This is a genomic window from Streptococcus sp. DFI.7.26, from assembly GCF_022240605.1.
Lineage (GTDB): Bacteria > Bacillota > Bacilli > Lactobacillales > Streptococcaceae > Streptococcus > Streptococcus xiaochunlingii.
The window spans coordinates 25204-40057 of the sequence record NZ_JAKOGN010000001.1 but is presented as its reverse complement, the minus strand read 5'-3'; the positions used below and the strand labels follow the sequence as shown (position 1 = coordinate 40057).

The following is a 14854-nucleotide window of genomic DNA, read 5'->3' as shown; positions in this document are numbered from 1 at the left end:
TGCTTACACTCCTTAATCAAACATATTACCGATTAAATTCTTCATTCGGTTTGTAAGGCTAGTTTTCTCTTCTCTATTTTGTTCTTCAACCGGATGTTGTTGCTCGACGTTTACTAATGGTTCAATTTCTTCCGGAACAACTGGTTGCTGTACTGGTCGTTCAAACTGAATTGGTTGCTGACGAAGACGTTGGTCCCCATGTACAGCAGCCTGAGCAAGAATATCTACATCTGTAAGGTTTCCTGCATATTCAGACAAGCTAATCACGTGGGCAAAAGCTGGATTGCGGATTCCAATTTGATTTGGAACGTACAATTTCACATTTACACCAAAGACTTCTTGCGCCAATTCTTCAATACCAGGGAGAATAGCGCCACCACCGATGATGACAATTCCTCCAGGCAAATCAAGCAAATGTCTTCTTTCAAGATCTTGTTTAATTTGGTCGAAGATGTGTTTGATCCGAGCTGAAATAATTTCTGCCAAATATTTTTCAGATACTTGGACAGGTTCTACTTCACCAATCACCTCAACATGGAAGACTTCGTCGCCAACTGATGGAACATAAGCTTCTCCATAGTTGAACTTCAAGCCTTCTGCTAATTTTTGAGAAGTCTTCAATACTTTAGAAATATCTTTAGTAACGTAATCGCCACCTTCTTGGTAGATATTTGTAAATTGAAGCTCTTGATTCCGAACAGAAGCTACTGTCGTTTGACCTCCACCTAAATCAATGACGGTCGCACCAAACTCACGTTCTCCTTCGTTCAATACAGACTTAATCATTGCAAGTGGTGAAATAATGATGTTCTCAACTTGCAAACCAGCACGTTCAACTGTTTTCCGTAAATTATGGAGGACAGTTCTAGGACCAGTATACAAGAGACCACGCATTTCCAAACGGATTCCCATCATTCCACGTGGATCGCGGATTCCTTGGAAACCATCAACTGTGAACTCTTCTGGAATAAAGGTAATGACTTCACGGTCTGGAGTCATACTCTTTGTCAAAGCAGATCTGACAACATTTTCAACATCTGCATCCGTAATTTCTTTTGAATCACTGGTTACAGGAATCATTCCTTGAGTTGCTTCAATTTGAAGAAGGTTCGCTGGCAACCCAACGTTCACAAGATTGATTGAAATTCCTGCTTTTTCTTCTGCTTGGCTTACTGCACTTTTAATCGCATTAGAAGCAGCCTCAATATCAACAATAATTCCATCTTTGACGCCAGCACTTTTCGCATTGCTGACTCCAATTACATTCATTTCTCCATTGACATGTTCTGCCACCAATACTTTTATTGAACTAGTACCGATATCTAAACCTGTAAAAAAGCCGTTTCTAGCCATTACACCAGTCCTCTCTCTTTTGTTTTCCTATACGTCAATTAATAGCTCCATTTTAGTTAGAACTATCCAAATTTCATTATAACACAAAAATGCCCATAGTGGGCATATTTTCTTTATTTATTTCAGATAATTTATGAGGGTTTACTCAGCGGGAACTTCTTCGTGTTGCTCGGTTACGACTGCACTCTCATCAGAATCTGTCGAGTTAGCATCAGCTTCTTCTGTTTTGTTCCCTTCCCCTTCTTCTTTTTCTTTCTTTTCCTGAGCTAAAGTAGCCATTGTTTCTGCATTGTAACTGTATATACCTGCTTCCATGTCAATGACACTGTCATCTTCAATTAGCTTGCGAATTTGATTGTAATAAGGCAATTTACGCTTGATCTGAGATACAGGCACTAAAACCTTTGTGCCATCCTTCATGGTCACCGTCACTAAATCCTTAGTCACCTTGCTCGGTGTCAAGTCCACTGACTCAATTTCAGCGCGCACAGAAGATGGTATTTTCCCCAGTTGTTTCACAAATTGTCGGACCAATTCACGATCAGAAAAACGAACAGTCAGGTAAGCCTTGGGAAGCTGATCCGCAGCAACTGGTGTCTCTACCACTTCCCCATTTTCTAAAATGGGATAGTGATCTTCCTCCGTCATATAGTAACCAAAGACCTGGTGTTCCTCAACCTGAACCTTAAAAGTCGTAGGAAAAGTATAGTTCATCGAAATATCTTTGACCCACGGACTCGCAGCCTTCATATTGGCAAGATAGCGATCCCGATTCAAAAAAGTTGTCAGGGTATAATCCCGATCTTGGATCTGACTCTTTTCAAACAACAAAGCCTGATCCGAATTTTTATTCCCTGAGAATTCGATGATTTTTTGCTTAGCTAAGGGGGTTAAAAGATAGGCAGAAAAGAGAGCAATCAGAGTACTGATCACCAAAACAGGAATAGCCCGATAGATATGACGTCTTGCAATTTGACCTTCCTTTTTAGCCTTCTTCGCCAGTTCCTCTTCTTCGAGCATAGCTTCTGAAGGTTCTGTTAGGTAGATGATTTTTTCTTCCTCAGCATCTTCTTCTGTTTCTTCAGGAAGAGTTTCTTGCACTTCTTCCTCGGCTACATTCTCATCTTCCTCTACTTCTGCAGTCTCGGTATCTTGCTCTTCTGCATCTAGATCTTCAGAGGGAGTTTTTTGATTCAGAAGTTCCTGTCTTTCCTTCTCTTCTTGTGCCTTCTTTTCTTTTTCTTCTTGCTCTTCTAATTGTTTTTTCTTTTGATACTCCTGGTTTCGTCTCTGCCATTCAGAAAGCTTAGTGACTTCCTTAGGAGTTTTTTGGTTCTTCTTATCCGTCATTTTTTCCTTTTATTAATTTCTTGATGGACTAGACTGTAAAATTCATCCAAGGAAAGCAATTCATTTGAAGACTTCATCGCTTGATGATAGCTTTCTGCCCCTTGGAATATTTTATCCATCGTTTCTTGCAACCGATCCATACTCAATTCTTGCTCAGCGATGCTTTCTGCATAGCCTTTTTCTACAAAATATTGAGCATTTTCAATCTGATCTCCCCGACTAGCTTCTTTTCCTAGAGGAACGATGATATGGAGCTTATTCATGGCCAAGAGTTCAAAAATCGTATTGGCACCTCCACGAGTCACCACTAAATCTGCCTGGTGAAGCAAAGGAAGATAGTGATCCGTCACGTAATCTACTCGATAAAGATGAGGAGCTTGCTCATTCAAGGAGGAATCCCCTGTCAAATTAATGACATTGTAGCTTGCCAGCAAGGCTTCTCGATGATTTGTGACAAACTCATTGAACACTCGTGCACCAGCAGAGCCACCCACAAAGAGGAGGGTTGGCAACTGTGGATCAAATTGAGCAAAAACGACTTCCAATTCAACTGGGATTGGAACTTGTTCCTGACTGACCTTGGTGACAGCTCCCACATGTTGGGCTTTCACTAGGCCTTTCGCTTGCTCAAAGGTTGTGAACATTTTCGTTGCAAACTTATAAGCAATTTTATTAGCCAAGCCCATGGAACGGTCGGATTCATGGACCAATACAGGAACAAAACAAAGTCGCGCAGCCACTACCGGAGGAACTGAAACGAAGCCTCCTTTAGAAAACAAAACCTGTGGCCGTACACGAAGCATGATCCAAATCGATTGGAGGATCCCCCAGAAGACCTTGAAGATATCCAACATGTTTTGCCAAGAGAAATAACGGCGGAGCTTGCCTGTCGCAATCGAATGGAAATGGATATCCAAGCCAGACTTCAAAATCTCTTGGTGCTCAATCCCCTTCTTGTCCCCAATATAATGAACTTCCCAACCATCCTCGATAAAGCGAGGGATGAGGAGAAGGTTCAAGGTCACGTGACCAACTGTACCTCCCCCTGTGAATACTATTTTTTTCATATTATTTTTTCAACTCTTCTACTGTTTTTAGGAACTCATCGCCCCGCACTTCAAAATTCGCGTACATGTCCCAGCTGGCATTGGCTGGACTAAGCAAGACGATATCGCCCGGTTCGGCTAATTCAAAAGCTTTGCGCGTTGCGTCTGCCACGTCCATCGCATCTAGATAGGCCACACCCGCTTGATTCGCTGCCCGTTTCACCCGTTCAGCAGACTCTCCAAGGATGACCATCTTTTTAAGACCGGTAATATCTGGCACCAATTCATCAAATTCATTGCCTCGGTCCAAGCCACCAGCGATTAAGATGACATGAGCGTTATCAAAGCCAGATAAGGCTTTTTGAGTAGCTAAAATGTTGGTGGACTTACTATCATTGTAGAACTTCACCCCTTCAATCTCGGCTACATACTGCAAGCGGTGCTTCACCCCGCCGAAGGCTGATAAGGTTTCTTGGATAGTTTGATTGTCAATGCTACGAAGTTTAGCCACTGCAATAGTAGCTAAAGCATTTTCTACATTGTGACTACCTGGTACTCCGATTTGGTCTGCTCGCATAACGGCTTCACCTCGGAAGTAAAGGACCCCATCCTCTAAATAAGCTCCGTCTACCTTTTCTTGGGTTGAAAATGGTACCACAGTAGCCTGTGTTTGCTGAGACAAGTCTTTGGCTAGATCCTGATTAAAGTTTAGTACCACAAAATCCTTGGCCGTCATATTCTTTTGAATCGCCCATTTTGCAGCTACGTAAGCTTCGAACGATCCGTGGTAATCCAAATGTGTCGGCATGAGATTGGTGATGACCGCGATTTCTGGATGGAAGGCTTCAATCCCCATTAATTGGAAAGAAGACAATTCCATCACCAATGTGTCTTTAGCTGTCGCTGTTTGAGCGACTTGACTAGCTGGAAACCCAATATTCCCAGACAAGAGACCATTTTGTCCAGCAGCAGTCAATACTTCTCCAATCATGGTAGTAGTGGTTGTTTTCCCATTTGAACCAGTGATTCCGATGATGGGCGCTTCTGAAATGAGGTAGGCCAATTCAACTTCCGTCAAAACAGGGATGCCTTTTTCAAGAGCCCGTTCAACCATAGGATTCGTGTAAGGAATTCCAGGGTTCTTCACCATCATCGCAAAGTCTTCATCCAAGAGTTCCAGAGGATGTCCTCCTGTTACGACTTTGATCCCTTCTTCCAGCAAGCTTTGAGCTGCAGAATTTTCTTCAAATGCTTTGCCATCATTCACTGTTACGATAGCTCCTAGGCGATCGAGTAGTCGAGCTGCAGATTCTCCAGACTTAGCCAATCCTAAAACAAGGACTTTTTTATTTTTAAATGTTTCAATGACGTTCATAGCTTTTTTCTCTCCAATTTGTTCACCTTCTATTTTACCCTTTTTTAGACAATTTAAAAAGCCTTAAGACAGCAAAAGAAGCAACACATACAAAAATGACCGCTTCATCATCTTTCATAAAAAAAAGAGTCGCCATGATTTTATATCACAACAACTCTATTTTTGGAGATACGCTCTCCTGTTTAATCTGATTTATCCAAGCATTTAGAAGTCTTGGTCGGCAATCGCGAAATATCAACAAGGGCCAGGTAGCCTACAAAAGCAAGGAAGGCGCCCACAAAAAATTCTGAAGGCAATTGGAAAATTTGGAAAATCGCTAAGCAAAGCAGGATGACCAAAGAGACCAATAATACGACCAGAGTTACTACATTCAGAGTTCCTCTAATGCTCTTTGGAGCTGCAAAAAGGTAAAAAAGGAGGATCAAAATACCTATAATTAAATAAACCATTTTGTCACTCCTTTCTTATTTCTTATTCAGCTGCAGCTGATTTTTTCTTTTTGTTTGCTTTTTCGCGCTCTGCCTTGTTGAGGATTTGCTTACGCAAACGGATTGATTCAGGCGTTACTTCCATATACTCATCGTCATTCAAGAACTCAAGTGATTCTTCAAGTGTCAAGATACGAGGAGTCTTGATAACCGCTGTTTGGTCCTTAGTAGCTGAACGAACGTTAGTCATTTGTTTTGCTTTCGTGATATTAACAGTCAAGTCATTTTCACGAGAGTTTTCACCGATGATCATTCCTTCGTAAACCTCAGTACCTGGGTTAACAAAGATAGTACCACGTTCTTCGATAGACATGATAGAGTAGGTTGTAGCCTTACCAGCATCGATCGAAACAAGGGCACCACGGTGACGTCCACCAATTTCTCCTGGAATCAATGGCAAGTATTGGTCGAAGGTATGGTTCATGATCCCGTAACCACGTGTCATTGACAAGAACTCAGTTGAGTATCCAATCAAACCACGCGCAGGAACAAGGAAGACCAAACGAGTTTGACCGTTACCTGTTGCAATCATATCCAACATTTCACCCTTACGCTCAGAAAGGCTTTGGATAACAGATCCTTGGTATTCTTCTGGAGTATCGATTTGCACGCGCTCAAATGGCTCGCACTTCACACCGTCAATTTCTTTAACGATAACTTCTGGACGAGATACTTGAAGCTCATATCCTTCACGGCGCATCGTTTCAATAAGAATTGACAAGTGCAATTCCCCACGTCCTGAAACTGTCCATTTATCTGGTGAGTCCGTTGGATCTACACGAAGAGAAACGTCTGTTTGCAATTCTGCTTGCAAGCGCTCTTCAACCTTACGAGAAGTCACCCATTTCCCTTCACGACCAGCAAATGGTGAGTTGTTGACCAAGAAGGTCATTTGAAGAGTAGGTTCGTCGATGTGAAGAACTGGAAGAGCTTCAACTGCATCTGTTGGAGTGATGGTTTCCCCAACGAAGATGTCTTCCATACCTGATACGGCAATCAAGTCACCAGCCTTAGCTTCTTGGATTTCACGACGTTCCAAACCAAAGAAACCAAAGAGTTTTGTCACACGGAAGTTCTTGGTTGTACCATCCAATTTAGAAAGAGTAACTTGGTCTCCGACCTTAACAGTACCACGGAAGACACGTCCGATACCGATACGACCAACGAAATCATTGTAGTCCAAGAGTGACACTTGGAATTGAAGGGGCTCATCTGAGTTATCGATTGGAGCTGGAATGTGGTCAATAATGGTATCAAAGATTGGCGCCATGGTCTTTTCTTGGTCAGCTGGATCATCTGACAATGAAGATGTTCCGTTGATTGCTGAAGCATAGACTACTGGGAAGTCAAGCTGATCATCATCTGCACCAAGCTCGATGAAGAGTTCCAAAACTTCGTCTACTACTTCTGCTGGACGAGCAGATGGCTTATCGATTTTGTTGACTACAACAATTGGCACAAGGTCTTGTTCTAAGGCTTTTTTCAATACGAAACGAGTCTGTGGCATGGTTCCTTCGTAGGCATCTACGACCAAAACAACACCGTCAACCATTTTCATGATACGCTCAACTTCTCCACCGAAGTCCGCGTGTCCTGGTGTGTCCATGATGTTGATACGAGTCCCGTTGTAGGCAACTGCGGTATTTTTCGCAAGGATAGTGATTCCACGCTCTTTTTCGATATCGTTTGAGTCCATAGCACGCTCTGCCAACTCTGTACGTGCGTCAAGAGTTTCAGATTGTTTCAATAATTCGTCAACGAGGGTTGTTTTCCCGTGGTCGACGTGGGCGATAATCGCGATATTACGGATATCTTCTCTTAATTTTGTCATGATTTCCTCTGTTATATTCAAAAATTTATTTTCTAACTGAACGATTATACCACAATTTTAAGCAAATAGCATAACTCAGATAAGTGTAAATGTTTTCATGCTTTCTTTCGAAAACCTTCTTTCCCATTCCCACTCCTAACCACTCTATTCATGAAAATCTTTCACCTCTTTATCCCTTTTCCTCATCCTTTTTCCGAATACTTGTGATTCTCTCCATTTCATGCTATCCTGTCTTTTATGAGATTAGATCAATTACTGGCCCACTACCAAATTCCCCGCAAGGAAATCAAACAGAGCCTGGCTAAAAGGCAGATCCTGGTCGACGGACTTGCTGCAACAAAATTATCCCAAAATGTCGATACAGGTCTCCAAGAAGTTCGCTGGAAGGATCAGGTCCTTACCGACTGTTCCCATCATTATTTTCTTCTCCATAAACCCCAAGGGCTAGTAACGGCTACCAAGGATGCCCAACATCCTACAGTGTTGGACCTCCTCCGAACAGAAGACCGGACTCCCAAGACCTATCCTATCGGTCGACTAGATCGGGATACAACTGGCCTCCTCCTAATCACAGACAATGGACCTCTAGGTTTCCAACTCCTTCATCCCCAATACCATATCGAAAAAGAATACGCGGCAACAGTCAACGGCCCTCTCGAACCCGCTCATATAGAGGAATTTCAAGAAGGAATCACCTTCTTAGATGGGAGAAAATGCAAGCCCGCTAAACTCGAAATCCTTAGCTCCAGCCTTACCGAAAGCCAGGCCCTTGTCACCCTATCTGAAGGGAAATTTCATCAGGTAAAAAAGATGTTTTTAGCTATTGGGGTCAAAGTTACTGCCTTAAAACGAGTTCAGTTCGGGGATTTTACATTAGATTCAGAGCTAGCAGAAGGTCAATACCGGCCCTTGAATCAAGAAGAATTGAAAATCATTAAAAACTACTTAGAGAAAAGTGGATAAAACAAAAAAAGCTTTAGTTTTAAAGCTTTTTTTGTTTTAATTAATTCCCGAAAGTTGTGAGATAAACATGAGACAGAAAATTACAGAAAGCACAATCCCTACAATAGAGAGAATTTTTTCTGTCGTATAGTCTAGTCCAGACTCGTTTTGATTTAAAATAGCCAAGGCCAAACCTAAAATACCAAAAATAATACTTAACAATGGAAATATAAAGGCAACAATAATAGATATGATACCCATAACAAATGAGGAATTGTTCTTTTCTTGCAATTTCTAAATCCCCCTTAACATTAATATCATTATATTATGACACATCAACGTCTTTATCAAAATGTTCCTTAATCTTAGTTCGTCTTGACTTTTCCATCCCATGAATCCAAACCATAGGACAAAATATAGATATCTTTGTAACCCTGTTTTTTCAAGAAGAGGGCCGCATTGGTCACACGGGACCCACGACTGTTCTCATAGAGCAAGACTGGCTTATCTTTGCGAAGGGCAGCCAAACTCACTTTTAATTGGTTAGATGGAATATTTCGAGCTCCCAAAATATGCTTAGCGTGGAATTCATTCGGATCACGCAAGTCCACTAATTGGCCTTTGCGGATCAATTCTTCAAACTCTGCATTGTCCACAATTTTTGCAGCCCGACGGATACGGAAGTAATTGTAGCCCATCCAGCCAAACATCCCTAAAACAATCAACCATACTAAAACACTTGTTACATTCACTTTTCTTTTTCCTCTTCTAAATAACGTAATTCCTGTGCGTGTTCTCTACGTAAGATAGCTTCTGCTTCTAGATAATCTAATTTTTCCATCAGCCCAGCGTCATAGATCCTTTTCAATTCAATCTTCATCAATTCAATGTCGTAAAGCCGTTTTCCGACATAAATGATGATTCCAAATTTTTTCAGAAATTGTTGAACATCGTACAGGGTTTTCATGTGCTTATTCTATCAAATCTTTCAAGTATTTTCAAGATGGTCCCTGTTTTATTTACAGGAAAAATCTCCTCCAAAAAAGAGCCTCCCAAGCAAGGAAGGCTCGTTTGTTTAGTTTCAGATTACAAACCTGGTGCTTGTCCTAATTCAGCGGCAATCATCCAGATATGTTTTTCCAATTCAGCTTTTGCACCAACAAAGATATCGTTGGTCACGTCATCTCCTTCAGCATCTGTGATATCCAAGGCTTTTTGATAAAGACTTACCAAGTAGCGGAAGATAGAAAGGACACGTCCCAAATTTTCTTCCATAGAGCGCTCGAATGAACCTTTTTCTTCTTGGATGTTGCTATGTTCCAAGAACTCAACCATGCTGGCGTATGGGGCACCACCCAAGGTAATCAAGCGTTCACTCACTTCATCAAGAGTCGCATCCAAGCTTTCCATGTACTCATCCATTTTTGGATGCCATACGAGGAAGCCACGACCACGCATATACCAGTGTACTTGGTGCAAGGCAATATGAGCGACATAAAGGTCTGCCACCACTTGATTCAAAACCGCTTTTGTATCGGTTAAGCTCTTGCTTACTTCGCTAATAGTTGCAAATGTTGCTACGTCTTTTGCTGCTTCTTTTTTAATTGTTGTCATAACTAAATTCTCCTTTTTTAGAATTATTCTAATTTAGTTATATTATAATCCTTCTAATTAAGAAATGCAAGAGAAAATGCTTAAATAAGAAAAGTTAGAAAATTGTTTCAGTTCTAATCGTTATTCGTCATCTTTTTTACGAATTATATAAGTATGATTAACTTTTATTTTTTTACAATCGGTGCCTGCATCGCCTCCTTTTTAGGGCTTGTGATCGACCGCTTTCCAGAAAGCTCCATCATCTGTCCGAGAAGCCACTGCGATCATTGCCAACAGACCTTAAGACCTCTGGACCTGATTCCCATTCTCTCACAAGTCCTTTTTCGATTCCGTTGTCGCTACTGCCAGAGCCCCCTTCCTTATTGGTATGCCCTTTTTGAAGGCTGGAGTGGCCTCCTTTTTTTGCTATGCTATCAGGGCTTTCTTCCCATCCCTCATCTCCTGCTTCTGCTTGGCAGTTGTGTTTTGGCTATCTATGATTTGCGCTCCATGGAGTACCCTCTCCTTCTCTGGCTAATACTCCACACTCTTTGCCTACTTTGCACCGGTCCTACCCTCTTAATGGGAGTCTTTCTCTTCTTAGGAATTCTATCTTGTCTTTACTCCATTGGCATTGGAGCAGGGGACTTTCTCTTACTGGCTACTTTTTCTTTGACCTTCTCATCTGTCCAAGTCCTCCTAATCATACAAGGGGCTTCCCTCATTGGTCTCCTGGTCTTTCTCTTTAAAAAAGAAAAAGACCGGATTCCTTTCGTTCCCTGTCTTTTTCTGAGTTATCATGCTTTACTCTTTTTTACAATTTTTAGCAGATAAGATTTCTTATTTTGTAGCTTTCGCTTCTAGATAATCTGCAATAGCAGCTACGTCCTTGTCCCCTCGTCCAGAAACATTGATGATGATGATCTTATCTTTGTCCAATTGTGGAGCGCGTTTAACCGCTTCTGCAATCGCGTGTGAGCTTTCGATGGCTGGGAGGATTCCTTCTGTCTTACTGAGAAGAAGAAGCGCTTGAACTGCTTCATCATCTGTCGCTGCTACATATTCGACACGACCAGAGTCTTTAAAGAAAGCATGCTCTGGACCAACCCCTGGGTAGTCCAAACCGGCTGAGATAGAGTACACTGGCGCTACTTTTCCATCTTCGCCAAAGACAGCATAGGTCTTCATGCCATCGACAACTCCAACAGTCCCCTTGGTCATGGTCGCTGCGTGCTGGTCTGTGTCCAAACCATGTCCTGCCGCTTCAACTCCGACCAATTTGACTTCTTCATCACCTACATATTGGGAGAAGGCACCAATGGCATTGGATCCCCCACCGACACAGGCAATGACATAGTCTGGCAAACGCCCTTCTTTTTCCAAGATTTGGCGTTTAGATTCTTCACTGATCACCTTTTGGAATTCATGCACAATGGTTGGGTAAGGGTGAGGACCAACAGCAGAACCCAAAACGTAAAAGGCATCAAGGTCCGCCATCCATGCTCCAAACGCAGCATCAACAGCGTCTTTCAAGGTCTTTGTACCTGTTTCAACCGCATGAACGGTTGCCCCCATCATTTCCATACGGAAGACATTGAGACGTTGGCGTTCAACGTCTTCTGCTCCCATGTAGACATCACAGGCCATGCCGAACTTAGCTGCTGCAGCTGCTGTAGCTACACCGTGTTGACCAGCTCCTGTTTCGGCAATCACGCGCGTTTTGCCCATGCGTTTGGCCAAGAGGATTTGTCCCAAGACGTTATTCAATTTATGCGAACCTAGGTGATTCAAATCTTCGCGCTTCAAATAAATTTTTGCCCCACCTAAATGCTCTGTCAAACTTTCCGCAAAGTAGAGCGGAGTTTCCCGTCCAGAATAATCTTTCAAATAATGTTTGTATTCTGCGATAAATTCTGGGTCATTTTTGTATTGTTCAAAAGTTGCCTCTAATTGATCAAGCAAGTTTTGAATGGGTTCTGGTACGAAAGATCCACCAAATTGTCCGAAATAGCCTTTTGTTTCTGTCATGATTGTGTCCTCTTTTCTATATTTTCAATCCTGTTTATGATTTTTTCTCTCGCCGGCCTTTGAGCTGCAGTCTCACTAGATTCCTTCGAGATACAAAAAACCTCACACAGAAAAATCTGTGTGAGGACGATTCGATACCGCGGTGCCACCTCTATTGTAGGAAGCTATTCTTCTCCTACATCTCTGACCTGTCTAGCAACAGGGTGCACGATAAGGTGTGCTCACCGAATTTTTATTGTTTCAAATTCATCATCATAAACGCATCAGCCCATTTCAAGATTCACCACTGCTTGTTCGCAATCACCACAAGCTCCCTGGAAGTGAGAAAAACCTCTACTTTTCTGATGTCTTGAAGCTATTATAGCTCCCGCTTCTGACTTTGTCAACCTAAAATTTGAAATCGCATTCAATCGTTCGGATTTTCACCAAACTAAGATAGGTTGTCCTTACTTATAGAAGCTTGCAGCCAGTTAAAACACAGATAGGCTAGGTAGCCTCCCAGGGTATTGGTCCACAGATCATCTATCTCAAACACCCGATTGAAATCAAATAAAAGGTCTAGGACAATCTGACTGAGCTCAATCCACAAACTCATCCCTAGACTAAAGCAAAGGACGCGTTTCCGAGTACCTAGCCAAGGCCAGAGCCACAGCAGTTGAAAGACCAAAGGGGATAAAAGAAAGATGTTGGCTATATTCTGCACAAGCACCTTGATCAGCTGGACCAGACTGGTCACTTGACCTAGATTGATGAGGGAATTAAAGGGGACCAATAATACGACTACTCGCCCAAAATGTTGGATCCCAGGTGTTTCCATCCCTGGTTCAGGCTGTTGAGGAAGAAAACACATGAGGCAGAGCAGGACAAAATAGAAGAAACTGCCACCTAGTAGCAGTTGTCTTCCTTTATTTGTTAATTGCCCTTCTTCTATCAGCCAGTTGTTACGGTTGAGCTTCTTCAACAATGGCTTTCTCCCGGTCTCTCTTCATCGTATTGGAACGCAATTGGCCACAAGCGGCATCGATATCCGTACCATGCTCTTGACGAACCACGCAGTTGACTCCGTTTTTCTTCAAGGTGTCATAAAAGGCCATCACGCGCTCTCTTGGACTCCGGCTATATTGGTCATGCTCACTAACTGGGTTGTAAGGAATCAAGTTGACATAAGATAGCTTCTTGATCTTTTTAAGGAGTTCTGCCAATTCCAAGGCTTGTTCGACACCATCATTGACTTCATTGAGCATGATGTACTCGAAGGTTACCCGGCGGTTGGTCGTTTCGATATAGTACTCAATCGCCGCAAACAGTTTCTCGATTGGAAAGGCGCGGTTGATTTTCATGATGCTAGAACGCAAGTCATTGTTTGGAGCATGCAGGGATACTGCCAAATTGACCTGAACCCCTTCATTAGCAAAATCACGAATCTTATGAGCCAAACCAGACGTTGAAACGGTAATGTGGCGCGCACCGATAGCCAATCCCTTGTCATCATTGACCGTACGGACAAAGCTCAAGACATTCTTGTAGTTATCAAATGGCTCACCAATTCCCATCACAACGATGTGGCTGACGCGTTCATCTTGTCCACGTTCGTCAAAGTATTTTTGAACCAACATGATTTGGGCAACGATTTCCCCACTGTTCAAGTCGCGTTGTTTCTTGATCAAACCAGATGCACAGAAGGTGCAGCCGATGTTGCACCCTACCTGAGTGGTGACACAGACTGACAAGCCGTAGTGTTGACGCATCAATACTGTCTCAATCAACATGCCATCTGGCAATTCAAAAAGGTATTTGACGGTTCCATCTGCCGACTCTTGCACGATTCGTTGTTTCAAAGGATTGATCACGAACTGGTCGTTCAAGGTTTCAATCAAGTCCTTCGATAGGTTGGTCATTTCTTCAAATGACTGGACGCGTTTCCGATAGAGCCATTCCCAGATTTGGGTAGCTCGGAATTTCTTTTCACCATTTTCTTCTGCCCACTCGATCAGTTCTTGTCGAGTCAGGCCATAAATTGAAGGTTTCATCTTGTCTCTTTTCTCTCTTTACTTTTGACGGATGACAAAGTGGCGCTCTTGCTCACCCTGTGCATCTTTTTTTCTAGACCGCTGACGGTTCTTTTTCTTTGGCTGAGAAGTCTTTTGTTTTTGCTCTTGTTCACGTTCTCGTGGCTGATTTTTAGAACGATTTCGGCGATTTTGACGACCCCCACGCTTAGCAGAACGGTTGCCCTCTTCCTGTTGCTTCGGAGAAGATTTTTTGTCAAAGGATGCTCGACGGGGTTCTGCATTTTCTAGGACAAAATAAGCACAGCCATAGCTACAGTATTCTAGTAAATAATCTTCCAGACGGCTGATTTTCTCTGCATCTGTGACCGGACGATCGTCCTTATAGAAGCCACGTAGACGCAACTGTTCATTGCTCCAATCACCGATAATATAATCAAATTTGGTTAAAACCTCTGAAAAACGCTGACCAAAGACCGTCGCATCAAAGGCATCATTTTGGTTCTCAACCAGTTCAAATGTCAATTGTTCTGCTAGCACTTGATTGCCAACCAGACGAAATTCCGGTCCAGGATATTTATTGTAATTAAATAATTCAGGGGATATTTCTTTGCGCATAGCTTTCCTTTATTCATACCTTTAGTTGTAACACTTTATTTTATCATAAATCCCTATATTTAGATAGAATTTCAACGGAAAAGAGAGATTCTGTAAAAAGTCTGACGATTTAATTTACCTCTTCTTCCTGTCTCATCTGGATAATTTCACCTAACGTCCGTACTCAACTAAGGAAAATTTTTTAGAAGACTCTATTTTCATTTTGAAGGTAAAAAGGAGGC

General features: G+C 42.3%; 16 protein-coding genes and 1 other annotated feature. Of the genes, 2 read left to right on the top strand and 14 right to left on the bottom strand.

The genetic code is table 11. The annotated features are described in order from the left end of the window. Positions 1-12: 12 nt before the first annotated feature. The 6 genes from ftsA to typA form a co-directional block, all read right to left on the bottom strand. A complete protein-coding gene (gene ftsA / locus L0M85_RS00220; RefSeq protein ID WP_048687751.1) occupies positions 13-1353 on the bottom strand; it encodes a cell division protein FtsA in 1341 nt (446 codons plus the stop codon). 141 nt (positions 1354-1494) lie between these two features. Continuing rightward, on the bottom strand, positions 1495-2703 hold the full coding sequence (locus L0M85_RS00215; protein WP_238656015.1) for an FtsQ-type POTRA domain-containing protein: 1209 nt from the start codon (positions 2701-2703) through the stop codon (positions 1495-1497). Continuing rightward, entirely contained in the window at positions 2700-3770 is a 1071-nt protein-coding gene (locus L0M85_RS00210) for a UDP-N-acetylglucosamine--N-acetylmuramyl-(pentapeptide) pyrophosphoryl-undecaprenol N-acetylglucosamine transferase (RefSeq protein WP_238656013.1), read from the bottom strand. Before L0M85_RS00210 ends, L0M85_RS00215 begins: the two co-directional genes overlap by 4 nt. A 1-nt stretch (position 3771) precedes the next feature. Next, positions 3772-5124, bottom strand: a complete 1353-nt coding sequence (gene murD, locus L0M85_RS00205) for a UDP-N-acetylmuramoyl-L-alanine--D-glutamate ligase (protein ID WP_238656011.1) — start codon at positions 5122-5124, stop codon at positions 3772-3774. Between the two features lie 182 nt (positions 5125-5306). Further along, positions 5307-5573 (bottom strand): DUF3165 family protein, encoded by a 267-nt coding sequence (locus L0M85_RS00200; RefSeq protein ID WP_238656009.1) that lies wholly within the window; start codon positions 5571-5573, stop codon positions 5307-5309. A 22-nt stretch (positions 5574-5595) separates the two neighbouring features. Further along, positions 5596-7443 (bottom strand): translational GTPase TypA, encoded by a 1848-nt coding sequence (gene typA / locus L0M85_RS00195; protein WP_238656007.1) that lies wholly within the window; start codon positions 7441-7443, stop codon positions 5596-5598. A 237-nt stretch (positions 7444-7680) separates the two neighbouring features. On the opposite strand from typA, the gene L0M85_RS00190 reads away from it, so the two are divergent. Next, positions 7681-8406 (top strand): 16S rRNA pseudouridine(516) synthase, encoded by a 726-nt coding sequence (locus tag L0M85_RS00190; RefSeq protein WP_238656005.1) that lies wholly within the window; start codon positions 7681-7683, stop codon positions 8404-8406. A 36-nt stretch (positions 8407-8442) separates the two neighbouring features. Here the strand turns inward: L0M85_RS00190 and L0M85_RS00185 are convergent, their stop codons facing one another. From L0M85_RS00185 to L0M85_RS00170, 4 genes are all read right to left on the bottom strand, one after another. Continuing rightward, complete coding sequence (locus tag L0M85_RS00185; protein ID WP_006597131.1) at positions 8443-8676, bottom strand: hypothetical protein; 234 nt, start codon at positions 8674-8676, stop codon at positions 8443-8445. A gap of 74 nt (positions 8677-8750) precedes the next feature. Continuing rightward, the gene (locus L0M85_RS00180) at positions 8751-9095 is read right to left on the bottom strand and encodes a rhodanese-like domain-containing protein (RefSeq protein WP_125335604.1); all 345 of its coding nucleotides are present in this window, start codon (positions 9093-9095) and stop codon (positions 8751-8753) included. 38 nt (positions 9096-9133) lie between these two features. Beyond that, positions 9134-9352, bottom strand: coding sequence for a YqgQ family protein (locus L0M85_RS00175; RefSeq protein ID WP_238656003.1), 219 nt, complete (start codon positions 9350-9352; stop codon positions 9134-9136). A gap of 119 nt (positions 9353-9471) precedes the next feature. Then, the gene (locus tag L0M85_RS00170) at positions 9472-9999 is read right to left on the bottom strand and encodes a Dps family protein (protein ID WP_006596795.1); all 528 of its coding nucleotides are present in this window, start codon (positions 9997-9999) and stop codon (positions 9472-9474) included. 153 nt (positions 10000-10152) lie between these two features. Between L0M85_RS00170 and L0M85_RS00165 the strand changes: the two genes are divergently transcribed. Next, positions 10153-10812, top strand: coding sequence for an A24 family peptidase (locus tag L0M85_RS00165; protein ID WP_238656001.1), 660 nt, complete (start codon positions 10153-10155; stop codon positions 10810-10812). A 6-nt stretch (positions 10813-10818) separates the two neighbouring features. Here the strand turns inward: L0M85_RS00165 and trpB are convergent, their stop codons facing one another. The 4 genes from trpB to L0M85_RS00145 form a co-directional block, all read right to left on the bottom strand. After that, the gene (gene trpB / locus L0M85_RS00160; protein WP_123160011.1) at positions 10819-12006 is read right to left on the bottom strand and encodes a tryptophan synthase subunit beta; all 1188 of its coding nucleotides are present in this window, start codon (positions 12004-12006) and stop codon (positions 10819-10821) included. 119 nt (positions 12007-12125) lie between these two features. Continuing rightward, positions 12126-12360: a binding site (T-box leader), on the bottom strand. A 76-nt stretch (positions 12361-12436) separates the two neighbouring features. Next, positions 12437-12970, bottom strand: coding sequence for a VanZ family protein (locus tag L0M85_RS00155; protein ID WP_238655999.1), 534 nt, complete (start codon positions 12968-12970; stop codon positions 12437-12439). Next, complete coding sequence (gene rlmN / locus L0M85_RS00150) at positions 12948-14036, bottom strand: 23S rRNA (adenine(2503)-C(2))-methyltransferase RlmN (protein WP_006596799.1); 1089 nt, start codon at positions 14034-14036, stop codon at positions 12948-12950. Before rlmN ends, L0M85_RS00155 begins: the two co-directional genes overlap by 23 nt. Positions 14037-14054: 18 nt before the next feature. Further along, complete coding sequence (locus tag L0M85_RS00145) at positions 14055-14633, bottom strand: YutD-like domain-containing protein (protein WP_238655997.1); 579 nt, start codon at positions 14631-14633, stop codon at positions 14055-14057. Between the last annotated feature and the right edge of the window lie 221 nt (positions 14634-14854).

Coding starts and splice junctions, on each gene's coding strand:
- ftsA (WP_048687751.1), bottom strand. CDS start 1,353: ATGGCTAGAAACGGCTTTTTTACAGGTTTAGATATCGGTACTAGTTCA.
- L0M85_RS00215 (WP_238656015.1), bottom strand. CDS start 2,703: ATGACGGATAAGAAGAACCAAAAAACTCCTAAGGAAGTCACTAAGCTT.
- L0M85_RS00210 (WP_238656013.1), bottom strand. CDS start 3,770: ATGAAAAAAATAGTATTCACAGGGGGAGGTACAGTTGGTCACGTGACC.
- murD (WP_238656011.1), bottom strand. CDS start 5,124: ATGAACGTCATTGAAACATTTAAAAATAAAAAAGTCCTTGTTTTAGGA.
- L0M85_RS00200 (WP_238656009.1), bottom strand. CDS start 5,573: ATGGTTTATTTAATTATAGGTATTTTGATCCTCCTTTTTTACCTTTTT.
- typA (WP_238656007.1), bottom strand. CDS start 7,443: ATGACAAAATTAAGAGAAGATATCCGTAATATCGCGATTATCGCCCAC.
- L0M85_RS00190 (WP_238656005.1), top strand. CDS start 7,681: ATGAGATTAGATCAATTACTGGCCCACTACCAAATTCCCCGCAAGGAA.
- L0M85_RS00180 (WP_125335604.1), bottom strand. CDS start 9,095: ATGTTTGGCTGGATGGGCTACAATTACTTCCGTATCCGTCGGGCTGCA.
- L0M85_RS00175 (WP_238656003.1), bottom strand. CDS start 9,352: ATGAAAACCCTGTACGATGTTCAACAATTTCTGAAAAAATTTGGAATC.
- L0M85_RS00170 (WP_006596795.1), bottom strand. CDS start 9,999: ATGACAACAATTAAAAAAGAAGCAGCAAAAGACGTAGCAACATTTGCA.
- L0M85_RS00165 (WP_238656001.1), top strand. CDS start 10,153: ATGATTAACTTTTATTTTTTTACAATCGGTGCCTGCATCGCCTCCTTT.
- trpB (WP_123160011.1), bottom strand. CDS start 12,006: ATGACAGAAACAAAAGGCTATTTCGGACAATTTGGTGGATCTTTCGTA.
- rlmN (WP_006596799.1), bottom strand. CDS start 14,036: ATGAAACCTTCAATTTATGGCCTGACTCGACAAGAACTGATCGAGTGG.
- L0M85_RS00145 (WP_238655997.1), bottom strand. CDS start 14,633: ATGCGCAAAGAAATATCCCCTGAATTATTTAATTACAATAAATATCCT.